The sequence below is a fragment of the Lachnoanaerobaculum sp. genome (assembly GCF_057250505.1).
The window spans coordinates 78,720-96,184 of sequence record NZ_DBHIEQ010000002.1 but is presented as its reverse complement, the minus strand read 5'-3'; the positions used below and the strand labels follow the sequence as shown (position 1 = coordinate 96,184).

Sequence of the window (17,465 nt, the reverse complement as noted above, 5' to 3'; positions counted from 1 at the left end):
GATTTCGGGAGGATATTTTATGAATTGCAAAAAATGTAATGCACCGTTAGAACCGGATGAGATGTTCTGTGCAAATTGCGGAGAAAAGAACCCTGATTACAAGCCGGCAGATGCAAGTGCTTTTGAAGGATATGATGAAGGTCCGAAGAAGAAAAAGAAACCTGTAGCTTTGATAGCGGGTGTTTTGGCTGCGGTTGTAGTTGCGGGAGCTGTGTATGCGGGATTAGGTGTTGCAAAGAGCGTATTTACTTCACCTAAGGATCAGTTTAAGGCTGCAATACAAAAAGAGTCCGATTCGGTAATAGGTTATATCGGAAAGTCAATAGACAGAGTGAAGGAAAGATATAAAGCATACAGAGACGGATACAATACAAAAGGTATTGCAAGTTTGGAACTGTCAAACAAGGGAAAGGATTTTTTATCATCCGAGCTTGGACTTGACAGTGATATAGATTGGTTTGACAGTTTACAATTGGAATATAACGGAAATATTACTCTTGATGATATAGGTATCGAGTTTAATACAAAACTGAATAAAAAGGACCTTTTTAAGGTAGATGCATATATGAATGATAAGAGTATGCAGGTGAAATTGCCTGAATTCTCAGATGATGTACTCACATTTGATGCGGATGAATTATCGGGAAATATCGGGTACATGGGAAGGTTCGATGCTTTTGAGACATTGGGTATAAACGCTATGTTTGCAGAGGCTGTTCCGGATTCGGCAAAGCTTAAAAAGATTACGGATAAGTATACAAAGATTTTTCTTGAAAATATAGATGATGTTGAAAAGACTTCAGACAGTGTGGAAGCACAGGGCGTGAGAGTGAAGGCTACAAAGCTTACAGCATATATATCGGGAGATAAAATAAAAGAAATCAAAAAGGATATTCTTGATAAAGCGCTTGACGACGACGAACTTAAAGAGACTGTTATAAAGTGCGGTGACGCATACGGAAAATTCTCAGATAACGGAATATCAGGCAAGGAGGCTTATGATGAATTCAAAAGCCTTGCAGAGCTTGAGCGTGAATATGCGGACAGCGAACAGTTTAATGACCTTGAATTCAGTATATGGGTTTCAGGTAAGAAAGTTGTAGCAAAAGAACTGGTTGCAGACAATCAGACTGTAATTGAGTACAAGACTCCTGTAAGTGATTCAAAGCTGGGTGTTGAAATCAATATAGGCGTCGGATATGATGAGTTAAGTATTACCGGTAAAGGTAAGATAAAGAACTCGGCTTTAATCGGAGATTTTGATATTACAGCTTCAGGACAAACTGTCAGCATCGGTGTCAACAGAATAGATTTGAAAAAGTTGAAAAACGGATATATGGATATGGACTTTGATTTGGCGTCTGTGACCGACAGAGATATAGCCGACTACAGTTTAGGTGTAAAGGTGCAAGAGGATACAAAGAAGAGTTCGGTTATTTTAAATATTATGAAAGATGACGACACTCTTGTAAGAGTGGCCATAGACGATTCAACAGGCAAATTCAACAAGCCGAATGAGCTTGACGGAAAGAAGCTTGACTCTACCAAAGATACGGATTTGCAGGAGTACGGAGAGAACTTTGATAAGGACAAATTCACAGACAGGTTAAGGAAAGCCGGAGTCCCAAGCGAATATGTGGATGAGTTGGAAGATGAAATCAACTAGTATAGATATAGTAGGACTGAAAAAAAGATACGGAAAAAGAGATATTCTAAGCGGAGTATCTCTTAGTATAGAGTTTGGCAGTTGTATAGGGATTTTAGGAGGGAATGGTAGCGGAAAGACTACCATTCTCTCTATATTGGCAGGAGTAACGGATGCGGATGAGGGGGAGTTTATCTGTGAGGGATATGACCTTTTAAAGGATGACAAAAGGAGAAGATTCCTTGTAGGGATAATACCGCAGCAAAATCCCATTATAGAGGAACTTTCGGCAAAGGATAATCTTTTGCTTTGGCATGACAGGAAATATTTGGATATCAGTGCAAAAGAGGGAATAATAAGAGACCTCGGCATTACAAAATTTATAAACAAAAGGGTATCTACTTTGAGCGAGGGTATGAAAAAGAGACTTTCAATAGCCTGTGCGGTAAAGAAACATTCAAAGATATTGCTTATGGATGAGCCGAGTGCGGCGCTTGATATTGCGGCAAAGGAAGTAATACATGAGTATATAAAAAAGTTTACCGCCGGTGGAGGTATAGTCATAATTGTGACACATGATGAAGGTGAGCTTAATTTATGTGACAGATATTATATTTTAAAAGACGGAGTACTTAGTGATTACCGCTTTGACGGAAATATAAAAAATCTTGCAAAACTGATAGGTGATTAGATGTTTAAATCTTATCTTTTGATTCAAATAAAGAGATTGTTTCGAGTACTTCCAATGGCTCTTTTGTTTAATTTTTTGACAATAGCAGGTATTTGTGGCATTTTTGCTTTAAAAATCGGGACGGCAGGTAAGTCACAAAGCAGGATAGGAGTAGGCATAGTAGGAAGTATCGAAAATAAATATATGAAACTTGGAGTGGAGATGTTAAACAATATGGATGCTTCAAGGTTTTCAATAAAGTTTATAAATATGGACGAGACTGCGGCAAAAAGCTCTCTGAAATCAGGTGATATAATAGGTTATTTCAAAATAGATAAGGACTTTATAGAGGCGCTTGAAAACGGAGAAAACAGACCTATAGAATATATAAGTTTAGGTGGAGGGATGATAAGTGATCTGTCAAAGGAGGTTGCGACTGTTTTTTCAACACTTTTGGTAAACTCCGAGAGAGCGATATACGCGGCAGATGGTTATCTTATTGATCATACGCAGGTATATAACAGAGAGCTTGCAAATACGGAACTTAATATATTGCTTTTAAAGAATGTAATGAGCAGAGGCAAAATATACGATGTAAAAAGTGTTGATACTCTGAGCACACTTTCAGATACGGATAATTATATTTGCGGTATGAGTATTCTTTTTATGATGTTTACAGGACTTGGACTTGGAGGGCTGCTTTCTGAAAAAAATGAGAGCCTTTTAAAGGTATTAAAGTCAAGAGGGCTTTCATACGCTGCTTCACTTACTGCGGATATGCTTGTAGTAAGCCTGTATATAAGCTTAATGGTGATCATATTTACAACAGGTATGGCTTTGACAGGTGATATTTTACATGGAAATTATAATTCTTTACATTTGTTTGAATATTGCAAAGATATAGTTTTTTTATCCGCTATGTTTGCTTCAATACATTTATTCATATATGAGATAACAGCAAAAAGAGTGGTGGCGGTACTTACAGAGCTGTTACTTGGTATTTCACTCGGATATATAGGTGGATGTATCTACCCTATAAGATTTTTTCCCGAGTCTGTAAAAAGAGTTTCAATGTTTTTGCCTTCAGGTGCAGGGATACAGGTACTTAGTGACGGCATGGGGTATAATGTGGATATTTTTTATTTTGCGGTGATACTTGTATACAGTATTTTATTTATCGGAGGGGTATATGCTTTGCGAAATAAAAGATAATGTCCTGACAATAAAAAGATGGTATATTGCTCTTTTTAAAAGACTTCTAAAAAGGACGGAGTTTATAGTAATGCTTCTTACATTGCCTTTACTTGTATTCGGTATTATGTCGGTATCCAAACAAAAAAAGGGATTGCTTGATATCGGAATTGTAGCGTCCGCTTCATCCAACAGTGATGTAAGAGCAGTTGTAAATAAGCTTAAGAATGAGAAGAGTGTACTTGACTTTGAAGTTTACGGCGATGAACAACTTGCAAAAGAAAGTTTGAAAAGAGGAAAGCTTGATATTATATGGGTACTTCCTGACTCGCTTGACGATATCGGAGATAAAGGCGTAAAGGTAATTCAAGGAAAAGACTCCTCTATAAACAGTATCACAAGAGAAAAGCTGTATGCTGCACTGTATCCGTATATTGCACACTCTGAATATATAAAATATATGAGAAAAATCGGTGTGAGTGATACAAAGGTGCTTGATAAATATTTTGACGATATAAATGTGGACGGTGACTTTATAAAGTTTGAAGGTGTAAACGGGAAGAGCCCATATGAGAATCTTGACTATATGACATATCCGATAAGAGGGTTTATGTGTATATGGCTGTTTGTAGGTTCTTTGACTGCCGATATATATTTTTTAAATGATGAGAAAAAAGGACTTTTTTCTATGGCGGATAAAAAGATTAAGAGAGTCATTGCATCTGTATACAGCGTAGGCATTACGGCTACATTGGCAGCTGTAATGCTTTTTACACTGTTTTTGACAGGTCAGGCGGCGGATGTATTTATTGAGATTGGAGCGATATTTTTACTTTCGGTCTCGTTCATATTGATTGCGGATATACTGAGAAAAACTTTTAAAAGAGCCGAGATATTGGAAGCACTTATTTTTTCGCTTATTTTCGTTTTGATTAGTTTTGCGCCCATAATATTTGATGTAAGAGTTTTCGGTATCAAGTTTATTACAAGGCTTGATCCGATATATTACTATTTGAGTGTGATTGAAGACAGCAGGTTTTATGATTTTATATTGTTTGTTGCGGCATTGCTGTCTGTTGATAAAATTATATCCTTTATAAAACTTAAATAAAAAAGCACCTGCGAGACAGTTATTGTCAAACAGGTGCCTTTTATTAATATGCAGTTACGGCATCGTATATCGCTATTGTAGCGTTGCTGCCCGGGTCCACGGAGTACTGTGAAAATCTCCAAACACCGTCACTGCCTTTTTTGAGGACATATTCAGGTTTTTGGTTTACTCTTTCCCATATCCTTATTTGTGAATCGGGACCTACATTCCACGAATTTCTATAAAGTATATTATTTAACTGATTTAATTTATCTCCGGTAAAGGAGCTGTACTTTCTGTCAAGTATAACATCATAATCTTCGTCGGTAGCAAGTTTTATAGTATTTTCATCTACTATCGTGATTGAACTTACACTGTATGACATCAGACTTTCACTTACCACATTGGCAAATCCGCCTGTAACCTGCTTTGACATCTGATACTTCAGTCCGGTTTCGTCGGTAGGACTTACAGTATCATCTATCTTTGAAGCCAATTGATTGTAACTGTGAGAATTCATATCTTCAATATAGCTTCTTAAGAAATTACCGAGAAGAGTATTGAAAAAGTCGTTTCCCGAGTTTGTCTCTATATCGGCACTTCCACCGACACCGTCTCCCTTTACATACACATTGAAATCTCTTTTATCCGTATAGTTTGTCGGATCCGGCATTTCGTATTCTATTTCGTAGTACTTTTTCATTCCTGTATATATGCTGTTGTAGAAATTACCCATATCCATACCGAAAGAAGAGAAGTACTTAAACTCACCGCCTGAGGCTGAAGTGATCTGCATAAGTTCAGGGTCGTTTGCACTATAATTATCACCTATTCTTACTATATAAACAGGTATCTTGTAGGATGATACCACATTGACTACATCGCTTGCACTGTTATAGCTTCCTACATCCTCACCGTCTGTAAAAGCCAGAACACATTTTGCACCCGGTATTCCCGATACATCCTGTACGGCATAGATAAGTGTATCGTAAAGTTTTGTCTGACCGGAAGCCACATATGAAAAAATCTTTTGATTAAGTGCGTTTACATCAGATGTGAAAACTCCGCTTTTGTCAATATATGAGTTGAACTCCGTAAGCTTCACTTTATCACCTACATTGAACTGTACGGTATTTAAAAAAGTGGACATTACAGTCTTTGCACTGCTCAGTCTTTCACCTTCCATACTGGAACTGGTATCGGCTACCATGTCAATGTTCAATGCGTCCTTTTGGTCAAGCATTGATATATTCTTAATTGTTACGGATTGGAAATCACCGTTTGCCACACTTTTTTGTGAGACAAAGAACATATTGGGTGAGAGATTGGTAACAACATTTCCCGATGAATCCTTTACATCCACATACATTCTGACTGTAGGATAGTTTGTGTAGTCAAACTGAACTATGTTTACATCAAGGCCTGTAAGCTTTGTACTTGAATATTCCACAAGCTTACTGAAACTCTCTGAAATATCCTTGTAATTGCTGAAGTCATGCTTTTTTATCATGTCTGAAACAGTTTCACTGTATTCCGAGAGCTTTTTCTTATCATCCTCAGAAGCGTACGGTACATCGGTTTTACCCAATTTCTCTACAAGGTCCTTAGCCGAATCCTCAAGCCTTGATTCTATTTGAGAGCTTAGCTTTACAAGCTTTTTTGCAGTCAAAAGCTGAGTTTTGTAATCATTGTCCTTGATATCGTCACATTCTTCGTCAATCTTTTGAAGCTTTTCCTTCTCATCGTCCTCAAGCCCGTATGACTCAAGTTTTTCGGCCAAATCCATTTCCCAGGCGTTGAATTCTTTGCCTTCGGTTATCTTTTTCAGGCTGCCCTTGTCACCTAGACTGCAGGCCGACACAGAAAATGATAGAGCCAGAAAAGTTGCGGCAATTATGATTTTTTTCATATTTAATAAAAACTCCTTACTTTATTATTAATATTATACATCTTAAAATATTAAGTGTAAATCATGAATAAGTTTTACGAAACATTTATATTTATAATTATTATTGACAGTATTATAAGACATCGGTTGTTTATAAAGTATGTTGTCAAAATTATGATTATATAATTAGGATATGCTTAACAAGAAATTATTTTTTATAGTATTTAAGAATCAATTATGGTAAAATTTACTGTATAAAGAAGATTCTATTACATATCGAGGAGGGAAATAATATTATGGCAAAATTCTGTGCAAATTGCGGTGCACCGATGGAAGACGGAGACGCAGTCTGCGGACAATGTGGTACACCTGTTTCAAATGTTGTAAAGGATAAAGCTGAGACAAAGGCTGCAGCTGGAGGAGGAAGCAATAAAAAGCTCGGCATTGCGGTTGCAGTAGTATGTGCTGTGGTTGTAATAGCTGTTATAGCGTTAACAGCAAATATTATCAGCGGTGCATCAGGCTATAAATCCACTTTAAACAAGTTTGTTAAGGCTATGAAGAATGATGACGATACTACGATTGTATCTATATCAAGCAGCATAAGCGGAGATATTTACGGAGCTAATGATTATGACAAGATGATTGACAGATTCCTTGATAACAAGCTTGACGGCTATGAGGACAAAATAGACAGTGAGGTTAAAAAGATTACTTATGAGATAAAGGACAAGTCGGAAATTACAGACAGAAAACTTGAAAAGTATAAGGATAAGCTTTCAGACGACTACAATGTGGATACAAACGGCATTACAAAGATGATAAAGATTGATAAACTCAAGCTTACCGTAAAGGGCAGCAAGAAGTCATCATCAGACAGTATTGACGATCTTTATCTTATAAAGGAAGACGGTAAGTGGACAATATTCTTTGATGATTACGGAATATTCAGATAGATAGGGGAGAATAAGCATGTTTTGTACAAAATGCGGGAAACAGGTAAGAGACGGACTCAAGTACTGCACGAACTGCGGTGCACCTATAAAACAACATGAGGGCGGAAGTACAGGCGGTCAGAACAGGATTGTAGCAGGCGGCAAGGCAAATCTTAAAAAGGATGACGATACTGCAAAACCTGCAGCCGTTTCACAGCCAAGCAACAGTATAAGTTTCAATACGGGAAATACCGGAGGCAATGCTCCTGTCAAAAAGCCTAAAAAGAATAAAGGAATTAAGATTGCAATTATTACAATACTCGGTATTATCTTGGCAATTCTTTTGATTATCTTTGCACTTGTTCAGACCGGAGTTATCAGCATATCTGTAAGTGATAATGAGAATCAGGAAAGTACAATTGATAAGAGCAAGTCGTCCAAAAGAGAGAAGGAAAAGGAGAGAAGGGCCAAGGAAAAAGAGAGTGAAAGCGAGAGTGAAGCAAGTACTGTGCCTACTGTAGAACAGACTGAGCCTAATACCATGCCTACAGTGGCACAGACAGAAAGCGTTACAGTACCCGGTACAGTTGCAATGAACAGTGAATTTATTTTGCCTGACAGCAGCACAAGGGTACTTGATAAGAGTGAGTTGGCAGGTTTCAGTGCCGAACAGTGTCGCCTTGCAAGAAACGAAATCTATGCAAAACACGGAAGAATGTTTGATGATGCGGGATTGCAAAATTACTTCAATTCACGCAGCTGGTATCACGGAACCATACCGGCAGACAGATTCAGTGACACAATGCTTAGTGATATTGAGATACAAAACAGAAATTTGATAATCGCATATGAAAAGGAAATGGGATATACAAAGTAAGGAGGGAATATGAAAAAGAATAAGATGTGTCATTTAGTGTGCGGTATATTGGTCATATCGGCAGCGGCAAGTATAAGTGTAAGCGCAGGTACCGCAAAGAGAAAGGTAAAACCTGTTACAAGATATAATACTGCAGAGACTGCCGCCGCTACACAGGCCGCTACTCAGGCACAGGAAAAGAAAACAGCAGTTGCCCAAAACGGAGTATACCACCTTAGTGAGAATTCAAAGTACAGACCTTATCTGTGGAAAAATGCAGATGGAAGTGCACCTGATTATAAGGCTTATGTATTTGAACCTAAGGTGTTCAACGGCCATACGGTATTTGTCGACCCGGGACATGGTGACAATTCTGCACCGGAAGCCAATCAAAAGAGAGAAAAATATTATCCGGTTGATGACTCGCTGCTAAAGAGTATGAAGACTTCCATGGTAGGTGCTAAGGCGTACGGAGTCGGCGTGGAGGCCAGAGACAGCAAAAATGTCTATGATAAAATAGAGACGGAACCTGAGTTCAGTCTTAAGGTGGCTCTGAAGCTTAAGGACTTGCTTATAAATAACGGATACCGAGTAGTTATGAGCAGAACGGATTTTAATCAAAATATTTCAAACGGTGCAAGAAGCGCCATAGCAGGTGAGACCTCCGATATAATGGTGTCAATTCACTCAAATACAGGTAAAAACTCAGGTACTCTAAGTTTTTATCCTGGAGACAGTGACTATATATCAGGCAGTACTTATCCGGGATATACAAATATAATGGGACTGACAAAGTCAAATGTAGAGTTGTCAAAGAAGCTTGCCGAAAATATGGAAAGCAATATCACTATGACTACAGGTTTAAAGAATAAGGGAACACATTCTGCAGTTCTTAGGATATTCTCATATTCATCTATTCCTACATGTCTGGTGGAAGTAGGATTTGCCGACAATGCTACAGATGCAAAGATACTCTCAACAAAGAAGGATGCTATCGCGACTTCTATGGCCAATGCAATAGATCAGTATTTTAACAAGTAGTGGAGAACTTTATGAAAATGAAAAGAGTGATAACATATTTATTTTGTTTACTTGCCGCAATGTTTGCACTTTCTGCATGCGGATCAAAAAGTATAACAATAAAACTTGGCGGTGATACAAAAACCACAGAGGATGATAGGGATGAAAAGGAATCAAAAGAGGATGAGAGCGTTCCTACGGTGGAAGAAAGAACTGTAGAGGAGACTGCTACTGTGCCGGTGACCGAACAGGTGCCGCAGACAACTCAGATACAGACTCAGGCGGCAGAGCCTGCCACCGCTATGACGCAGGTTTTGACTACTCTTTATGTAGTGAATTGTAATGAAAGTATTACACTTCGCACAGCGGATTCTACAAGTGCAAAGGAGATAAGGCAGATACCTCTCGGTGCGGCGGTAAGCTTTATGGAGAATGCGGCAAACGGTTTTTATAAAGTCAGTTACAACGGCAGTACAGGTTACGCGCTGGCTTCATACTTAAGTGTAGACCCGTATAATCACTATGTGGCTTCCACAACTGCGGCGGCAAGTGCATCATGGACAGGCAAAGTAGTCAGATGTAATGAATTTATAACTCTTCGCAAAACTCCAAGTACAAAGGGAGAAGAGATTACAAAGATTCCTTTGGGTGCTATAGTTACAGTCTATAGCGGAGCCGATAACGGATTTTATTATATCAATTATGGCGGAATCGAAGGCTATGCACTGGCAAGTTATATTGATGCGTATTGATTTCCCCCTTGCATTTATGTAAGAAATGTGCTATAGTGATTAAAATATGTTTGACAGGAAAGTGGGCCGGTGGGTCCACTTTTTTATGCATATGAAAGGATAGAAATGAGCAAAAGTGAAACTTATGTAAAAAGAACGGAAGAGTTCTTAGAAAAACTGAGCGGTGAGCTTGAATTTGAGGTGGTGGATGTCGAATTTGTCAAAGAAGCCGGAGAATACTACCTAAGAGCATACTGCGATATGGAAGGCGGCATAGGGATAGAAGACTGTGCCGAGATTTCAAGGCGTCTTAGCGATTGGCTGGATGAGAATGATTTTATTGATGAGGGATATATTCTGGAGGTTTCTTCACCGGGACTTGGAAGAGCCCTGAAAAAGGATAAGGATTTTCTAAGAGAACTTGGGAAGGAAGTTGAGCTGAGGCTCTATAAGCCAAGGGAAGGTGTGAAAGATTTCGAAGGAGTATTAAAGTCATTTGACGGCGAAAATATAACAATAGAAACAGAAGATAAAGATGAAGTCTTTACAAAAAAAGAAATCGCAAATATCAGATTGAAAATAGATTTTTAACGGAGGATAATACAAAGGATGAATAAGGAATTACTTGAGGCGCTTGATCTCTTGGAAAAAGAAAAAAATATCAGTAAGGCTGCAATTTTAGAGGCAATTGAGAACTCATTGATCTCTGCATGTAAGAACAACTTCGGAACGGCCGACAATGTAAAGGTAAGTGTAAATCCGAATACATGTGACTACTCCATAATACAGAGTAAGGAGGTTGTGGAAAGTCTGGGCAATAAGCCAAGTCTTGAGGATAAGGCTACAAAGATATCACTTGCGGAAGCCAGAATGAAAAATCCGAATCTGAGTGTGGGAGATATAGTGCTTGTACCGGTTATTTCAAAAGAATTCGGAAGAATAGCGGCAGGAGTGGCAAAGAACGTTATCTTACAAAAGATAAGAGAAGAAGAAAGAAAAGTCATCTTCAACGACTACTATATGAAGGAAAGAGATATAGTAAGCGGAGTTGTTACAAGATTTATGGGCAAGAATATAGCAATAAATCTCGGCAAGATAGATGCTGTACTTGCTGAAAGTGAGCAGGTAAAAGGTGAAGAATTAAAGCTTGGAGACAGATTGAAGGTATTCGTACTTGAGGTAAAGGACAATCCTAAGGGTCCGAGAATATCGGTATCAAGAACACATCCCGAGTTTGTAAAGAGACTCTTTGAGTCTGAAGTGCCTGAGATCAGAGACGGAGTGGTTGAAATAAAGTCAATAGCAAGAGAAGCAGGTTCAAGAACAAAGATTGCGGTATGCAGCAATGAGCCGGATATAGATCCTGTAGGAGCCTGTGTAGGTGTGGACGGTGTCAGAGTAAATGCTGTGGTTGACGAACTCAGAGGCGAAAAAGTGGATATAGTAAACTGGGATGACAATCCTGCATATCTGATTGAGAATGCGCTTTCACCGGCAAAGGTTATAGCCGTTGTAGCGGATGAAGAGACAAAGGAAGCTGATGTAATAGTTCCTGATTATCAGCTTTCACTTGCGATAGGTAAGGAAGGACAAAATGCAAGACTTGCCGCCAGACTTACAGGATATAAGATAGATATAAAGAGTGAAAGTCAGGCAAGAGAGCTTGGAGTATTTGATTCATTAGACGGAAATGAAGATATGTCTGCAGACAGTGAAGATTACACGGATGTAGATAACAATGAGGATGCTGAGGCAGAAACAGAAAATGGCAACGATATTGAAGAATAAAGTACCTCAAAGAAAATGTATCGGATGTAATGAGTCAAAGCCTAAAAAAGAATTGATCAGAATAGTAAAGACACCTGAGGGAGAAATGCTTGTAGATGATACCGGCAGAGCAAACGGCAGAGGAGCATATATATGCAATAACCCTGAATGTCTGCAAAAAGCTATAAAAACCAAAGGATTAAACAGAGCATTTAAAATGAATGTAGATACGGATGTTTTGATAAAGCCTAGTGAGGAGATGGCAAAGCTTGGCAAGAGATAAGGTATTGAGTTTGATAGGACTTGCAATGAAAGCGGGTCAGGTGGTGTCGGGAGAGTTTTCAGTTGAAAAATGTATAAAGTCGGGTAAGGCGAAACTTGTCATAATAGCGACTGACGCATCTGAAAACACGAAAAAGAAATTTGAAGATAAGTGTAAATTTTATCATATTCCAATGATAATATATTCTACAAAGGAAACTTTGGGAACAGCTTTAGGCAAAGGGCTTAGATCATCAATAACATTGACTGAGGACGGATTTAAAAATGCAATATTAAAAATCACGGAGGAATGATAATTGAGAGTAAACGATCTGGCAAAAGAAATAGGAAAAAAGAACAATGAGCTGACAGCATATTTGAAGGAAAAGGGCATAGATAAGGCGGCCATGTCAAATATATCAGCTGATGAAGAAAAAATGCTTAGAGAAAAATTTAATAATATAGACGGTAATAAAAAAGTGAATAATAAAGAGAATATAGAAAACAACAAGGCGACAGAGACAACTAAAGTGTCTGAGGGCAAAAAAGAAGAAGCTCCTAAGAAAAAGGTAAATGTCGTGTTCAGACCGCAGAATGCGCAGCAGATGAATACAAAAAAATCGGTTTCAAAGGCAGGTACACAGCCAAAGAAGGCGATAAAGAAAACTTCGGAAGGTGATGTATCAAAGAATACTCAAAAAAAGAGTGCAGGTGAAGAAAAGAATAAGACCGATATGTCGAAAGATGTAAAGAAAGAGGCAAATGTTACTGCAGATAAGCCTGTAGAGAAGGCAACTGTATCAAAGTCGGTTGAAAATGTGATACCTCCTGTAGTTGAAGAAAAGAAGTCGGAGCCTGTAAAGGAAGAGGTAAAAGAGCCTGTTAAGCCGAGAAATGTCTACGCTGAGATGGAAGCTGCAAAAAAGGCTAAGGAAAATGCCGCACCTATCAGAAATATCTTTAAGGAAAGAGAAGAAAGAGATAAGGCAAGAGGCAGAGATTCACGTTCTCAAAACAGAGACCAGAACAGAGATAAGAAGCCTTTTAACAGAGATAAGGATCAAAAGGGCAATTTCAAAAATGACAGAAATCAAAGGGGCAAAGACGGAGACAACAGAAACAGAAACTTTGCCGGTAACGACAATAAGGGCTTTAGTAACTCAAACGACAGAAACAAAGATTTCTCCAAAGACAACGGCTCTAACAGAAGTTTTGGAAACAACAAACAGCAGGGCTTTAAGAAAAACGACTCAGCCGCAGGCAGTGTTCCTGTGCTTGACGGCTTAGGAAAGAAGACTTCCAACAGAGTCAATAAAAACAACTTCAAAAATAGCAATAAGAACGATAAGAAGCACAGGACTGAGGACGGACCTGCAAAGGGCAAGGTAAGCAAGCACCCGTTCATAATGCCTGTAAAGCAAAAGATGGAAGAGGTACAGGATGATATCAAAGAGATCATTATACCTGAGACAATCACTATCAAGGAGTTTGCTTCAAAGCTTAAGCTTCAGCCTTCAACAATAGTAAAGAAGCTCTTCTTAAAGGGACAGATAGTTACATTGAATACGGAGCTTACATTTGAGCAGGCTGAAGAGATTGCTCTTGAGTATGACGTTATCTGTACTATGGAAGAAAAGGTCGACGTTATCGGAGAGCTTTTGGCTGAAGAGGACGATCCGGAGGACACTTTGGTTCCGAGACCGCCTGTAGTAGTGGTAATGGGCCATGTCGATCACGGTAAAACATCACTTCTTGACGCTATAAGAAAGACAAATGTTACCAGCAGAGAGGCCGGCGGTATCACACAGCATATCGGTGCATATATGGTAAAAATCAACGGAGAGCCTATTACTTTCCTTGATACACCGGGACATGAGGCGTTTACCGCAATGCGTATGCGTGGTGCACAGGCTACAGATATTGCAGTACTTGTAGTAGCTGCGGATGACGGCGTGATGCCTCAGACTGTAGAGGCCATCAACCATGCAAAGGCCGCAGGTGTTGAGATAATAGTTGCAATCAACAAGATAGACAGACCTGCCGCAAATATCGACAAGGTAAAGCAGGAGCTTTCAGAGTATGAACTTATACCTGAAGATTGGGGCGGTTCAACTATATTCGTACCTGTATCCGCAAAGACAGGAGAGGGTATATCAAACCTTCTTGAGATGATAATACTTACAGCAGAAGTAAAAGAGCTTAAGGCCAATCCGAACAGAAAGGCAAGAGGTCTTGTAATAGAGGCCGAGCTTGATAAGGGTAAAGGACCTGTAGCGAGAATACTTGTTCAAAAGGGTACTCTTCATGTAGGAGATTTCATAGCGGCAGGAGCATGCTCAGGTAAGGTTCGTGCAATGATGAACGATAAGGGAGTCAAGGTAAAATCGGCAGGACCTTCAACACCTGTTGAGATCTTGGGACTTGACAGCGTACCGAATGCAGGTGAAGTATTTGTGGCTACAGAAAATGACAAGGAAGCTAAGGCATTTGCGGCTACATTTATCTCAGAGAGCAAGAATAAGCTTATCGAAGATACCAAGGCAAAGCTTTCACTTGACGATCTGTTCAGCCAGATTAAGGCCGGAAATGTCAAGGAACTTCCTATAGTTGTAAAGGCCGATGTTCAGGGCTCTGTTGAGGCTGTAAAGCAGTCACTTACAAAACTTTCAAATGAAGAGGTTGCCGTAAAGGTAATCCACGGCGGCGTAGGTGCTATCAATGAGAGCGATGTTGTACTTGCGGCCGCAAGTAACGCAATCATTATCGGATTCAATGTAAAACCGGATCAGATGGCAAAGGCTACAGCTGAAAGAGAAAATGTCGACCTCAGACTTTATCGAGTAATCTATCAGGCAATTGAAGATATCGAGAGCGCTATGAAGGGTATGCTTGAGCCTATCTATGAGGAGAAGGTTATCGGACATGCGGAGATCAGACAGATCTTTAAGGCTTCAGGTGTCGGAAATATCGCAGGTAGCTATGTGCTTGACGGTAAGTTTGTAAGAGGATGTAAGGTAAGAATCACAAGAGACGGAGAGCAGATCTTTGACGGAAATCTTGCATCACTTAAGAGATTCAAGGACGATGTTAAGGAAGTTGCTACAGGATACGAGTGCGGTCTTGTATTTGAGAAGTTCAACGATATCAAGGAATTTGACCAGGTTGAAGCATATGATATGGTAGAAGTTCCAAGAAAGTAAAAGAAAGGAATGTATGAGAAAGAACAGTTTGAAGTCTACTATGATAAACTCGGAGGTAATGAAAACTGTATCTGAAATCATCAGGGGAGAGGTGAAGGACCCGAGAGTCGCACCTATGACCAGTGTTACAGATGCGGAAGTTACCACAGACTTAAAGTACGCTACAATATATGTCAGCGTACTTGGGGATGACGAGCAGTCAAAGAAGACATTGTTGGGACTAAAATCCTCTTCAGGCTTTATAAGAAAAGAGCTTGCGAGAAGATTGAACTTAAGAAACACACCTGAACTCAGGTTTGTTTTGGACGAGTCATTGGCTTACGGTATGAAAATGGATAAGCTGATAGATGAAGTAATAAAAAAAGACGAGACGGGCAATGAATAAATTATTAGAGCTTATTGAGAATGCAAAAAATATAGCAATTACAGGACATGTAAGCCCTGACGGAGATTGTACAGGTTCAACACTTGCACTTTATAACTATATAACTGAAAATTTTGAAGGTAAGCAGGTAAGAGTTTGCCTTGAGAAGCCGTCGATGAAGTTTTCATATATGAACGGGTTTGATCTGATAAGTGAAGACCCGTTTTCGGAGGCGGATCTGTTGGTATCTTTAGATGCATCCGACAGAGAAAGACTTGGAAGCAGAGGTGTAATGCTTGATACTGCAAAAGAAAGTATCTGCATAGACCACCATGTCACCAATACAAATTTTGCAAAGTTCAATATAGTTGAGGACTTTAGAAGTTCCACCTGTGAGCTTTTGTATACACTGCTTGATTATAATAAAATCAGTGTAAATACCGCTGTTTGCCTATACACCGGCATAGTACATGACTCAGGTGTATTTAAGTATCAGTCAACCACAAGGCAGACTATGGAAATAGCAGGTGCGCTTATAGACAAGGGCTTTGATTTTACAAAGATCATTGACGACACCTATTTTAAAAAGGACTTCAATGCCACAAGGCTTTTAGGCTTGGTACTTACAAATGCCGAATTGATATTTGACGGTAAATGCTGTTACGGCTTGCTTGACTATGACACTTGGACAGGCTATATTGATGATAAGAAAAAAATGGATGGAATCATAGACAATCTCAGAAATATAGACGGTGTTGAGATAGCATTATTTATGTATGAAACTGCCAAAGATGAGCATAAGGTAAGTCTTCGCTCCATAAATGCAGATGTAAGCGCTATTGCCAAGGCACTTGGCGGCGGAGGTCATATGAGGGCGGCCGGAGCTACAGTCTACGGCAAGGCCGATGAACTTTTGGAGAACACCATATTGCCTATGATAAAGAAAGAACTAAATGGCTAAGAATACTTATAACGGTATAATAAATATCTTTAAAGAAAAAGGTTATACCTCTCATGATGTCGTGGCAAAGATGAGAGGTATATTAAAGCAAAAAAAGATAGGACATTCAGGTACTTTGGACCCCGATGCTACAGGTGTACTGCCGGTTTTACTGGGGAATGCCACAGTACTTTCGGATATGCTTATAGATAAGTCAAAGGAGTATGAGGCGTTACTGCTTTTAGGAGTTTCTACAGATACTCAGGATATATCAGGTGAGATATTAAAAAAAGCCGATATATCATCACTGAAAGAAGATGAGGTAAAGTCTGTAATATTTTCATTTTTAGGCGAGTATATGCAGCTTCCTCCTATGTATTCCGCACTTAAGGTGGGCGGTAAAAAACTTGTGGACTTGGCAAGAGAAGGCAAGGAAGTCAAAAGAGAGCCGAGAAAAGTTCATATTTTTGATATTGACATTATAGATATAAGTCTGCCGAGGGTTAAGTTCAGGGCTAAGGTATCAAAGGGTACATATATAAGGACACTATGTCATGATATAGGAGAAAAGCTTTTAGTAGGCGGTTGCATGGAGTCACTTATAAGGATGAGAGTGGACAGGTTTGGCATAAAAGGGGCGATTACCCTTGACAGAGTCGAAGAAAGAAGAGATTGTATAAACAATGATATTATGAGCGTGGAGGAATACTTTTCCTTCCTGCCTAAGATAAATACTTCTCCCGAATTTGACAAGTATCTGCACAACGGCAATAAGTTAAAACTTGATAAAGATATTGAGTCGAGTGAATTATACAGATTATATGACTCAAAGGACAGATTTATTGCGATATATAGAAAAGAGATGACTGAACTTAAGCCATTTAAGATGTTTTTATAGACAGGTGAT

General features: G+C 39.1%; 17 protein-coding genes. 16 read left to right on the top strand and 1 reads right to left on the bottom strand.

Features of this window, described 5'->3' with window-relative positions:
- The first annotated feature begins 19 nt into the window (after positions 1-19).
- From ACO6FI_RS01655 to ACO6FI_RS01640, 4 genes are read left to right on the top strand one after another with little or no spacing between them, the layout of a single operon-like run.
- A complete protein-coding gene (locus tag ACO6FI_RS01655; protein WP_485455824.1) occupies positions 20-1,666 on the top strand; it encodes a zinc ribbon domain-containing protein in 1,647 nt (548 codons plus the stop codon).
- On the top strand, positions 1,653-2,336 hold the full coding sequence (locus tag ACO6FI_RS01650; protein WP_485455823.1) for an ABC transporter ATP-binding protein: 684 nt from the start codon (positions 1,653-1,655) through the stop codon (positions 2,334-2,336). Before ACO6FI_RS01655 ends, ACO6FI_RS01650 begins: the two co-directional genes overlap by 14 nt.
- The gene (locus ACO6FI_RS01645; protein WP_485455822.1) at positions 2,337-3,527 is read left to right on the top strand and encodes an ABC transporter permease; all 1,191 of its coding nucleotides are present in this window, start codon (positions 2,337-2,339) and stop codon (positions 3,525-3,527) included. It begins immediately after the preceding gene.
- On the top strand, positions 3,505-4,617 hold the full coding sequence (locus tag ACO6FI_RS01640; RefSeq protein ID WP_485455821.1) for an ABC transporter permease: 1,113 nt from the start codon (positions 3,505-3,507) through the stop codon (positions 4,615-4,617). Before ACO6FI_RS01645 ends, ACO6FI_RS01640 begins: the two co-directional genes overlap by 23 nt.
- 43 nt (positions 4,618-4,660) lie before the next feature.
- Here ACO6FI_RS01640 and ACO6FI_RS01635 read toward each other — a convergent pair whose 3' ends face one another.
- Positions 4,661-6,505 (bottom strand): vWA domain-containing protein, encoded by a 1,845-nt coding sequence (locus tag ACO6FI_RS01635; RefSeq protein ID WP_485455820.1) that lies wholly within the window; start codon positions 6,503-6,505, stop codon positions 4,661-4,663.
- Between the two features lie 275 nt (positions 6,506-6,780).
- On the opposite strand from ACO6FI_RS01635, the gene ACO6FI_RS01630 reads away from it, so the two are divergent.
- The 12 genes from ACO6FI_RS01630 (at position 6,781) to truB (ending at position 17,456) form a co-directional block, all read left to right on the top strand.
- The gene (locus tag ACO6FI_RS01630) at positions 6,781-7,440 is read left to right on the top strand and encodes a zinc-ribbon domain-containing protein (protein WP_485455819.1); all 660 of its coding nucleotides are present in this window, start codon (positions 6,781-6,783) and stop codon (positions 7,438-7,440) included.
- A 16-nt stretch (positions 7,441-7,456) separates the two neighbouring features.
- The gene (locus ACO6FI_RS01625; RefSeq protein ID WP_485455818.1) at positions 7,457-8,296 is read left to right on the top strand and encodes a YARHG domain-containing protein; all 840 of its coding nucleotides are present in this window, start codon (positions 7,457-7,459) and stop codon (positions 8,294-8,296) included.
- Positions 8,297-8,305: 9 nt separating this feature from the next.
- The gene (locus ACO6FI_RS01620; protein WP_485455817.1) at positions 8,306-9,316 is read left to right on the top strand and encodes an N-acetylmuramoyl-L-alanine amidase family protein; all 1,011 of its coding nucleotides are present in this window, start codon (positions 8,306-8,308) and stop codon (positions 9,314-9,316) included.
- A gap of 11 nt (positions 9,317-9,327) precedes the next feature.
- Positions 9,328-10,047 (top strand): SH3 domain-containing protein, encoded by a 720-nt coding sequence (locus ACO6FI_RS01615; protein WP_485455816.1) that lies wholly within the window; start codon positions 9,328-9,330, stop codon positions 10,045-10,047.
- Positions 10,048-10,116: 69 nt separating this feature from the next.
- Positions 10,117-10,617 carry a ribosome maturation factor RimP gene (locus ACO6FI_RS01610; protein WP_485455815.1) on the top strand — a complete coding sequence of 167 codons (501 nt, stop codon included), beginning with the start codon at positions 10,117-10,119 and terminating at the stop codon, positions 10,615-10,617.
- 18 nt (positions 10,618-10,635) lie between these two features.
- Positions 10,636-11,814: a transcription termination factor NusA gene (gene nusA / locus ACO6FI_RS01605; protein WP_485455814.1), complete on the top strand. Its 1,179-nt coding sequence runs from the start codon at positions 10,636-10,638 to the stop codon at positions 11,812-11,814.
- The gene (gene rnpM, locus ACO6FI_RS01600) at positions 11,792-12,076 is read left to right on the top strand and encodes an RNase P modulator RnpM (protein ID WP_485455813.1); all 285 of its coding nucleotides are present in this window, start codon (positions 11,792-11,794) and stop codon (positions 12,074-12,076) included. Before nusA ends, rnpM begins: the two co-directional genes overlap by 23 nt.
- Positions 12,063-12,368, top strand: coding sequence for a L7Ae/L30e/S12e/Gadd45 family ribosomal protein (locus tag ACO6FI_RS01595; RefSeq protein WP_060930523.1), 306 nt, complete (start codon positions 12,063-12,065; stop codon positions 12,366-12,368). Before rnpM ends, ACO6FI_RS01595 begins: the two co-directional genes overlap by 14 nt.
- Positions 12,369-12,371: 3 nt before the next feature.
- The gene (gene infB, locus ACO6FI_RS01590; RefSeq protein ID WP_485455812.1) at positions 12,372-15,254 is read left to right on the top strand and encodes a translation initiation factor IF-2; all 2,883 of its coding nucleotides are present in this window, start codon (positions 12,372-12,374) and stop codon (positions 15,252-15,254) included.
- Positions 15,255-15,267: 13 nt separating this feature from the next.
- Positions 15,268-15,639, top strand: a complete 372-nt coding sequence (rbfA, locus tag ACO6FI_RS01585) for a 30S ribosome-binding factor RbfA (protein WP_009445754.1) — start codon at positions 15,268-15,270, stop codon at positions 15,637-15,639.
- A complete protein-coding gene (locus ACO6FI_RS01580) occupies positions 15,632-16,579 on the top strand; it encodes a DHH family phosphoesterase (protein WP_485455811.1) in 948 nt (315 codons plus the stop codon). Before rbfA ends, ACO6FI_RS01580 begins: the two co-directional genes overlap by 8 nt.
- Positions 16,572-17,456 carry a tRNA pseudouridine(55) synthase TruB gene (truB, locus tag ACO6FI_RS01575; RefSeq protein WP_485455810.1) on the top strand — a complete coding sequence of 295 codons (885 nt, stop codon included), beginning with the start codon at positions 16,572-16,574 and terminating at the stop codon, positions 17,454-17,456. Before ACO6FI_RS01580 ends, truB begins: the two co-directional genes overlap by 8 nt.
- Positions 17,457-17,465: the final 9 nt, after the last annotated feature.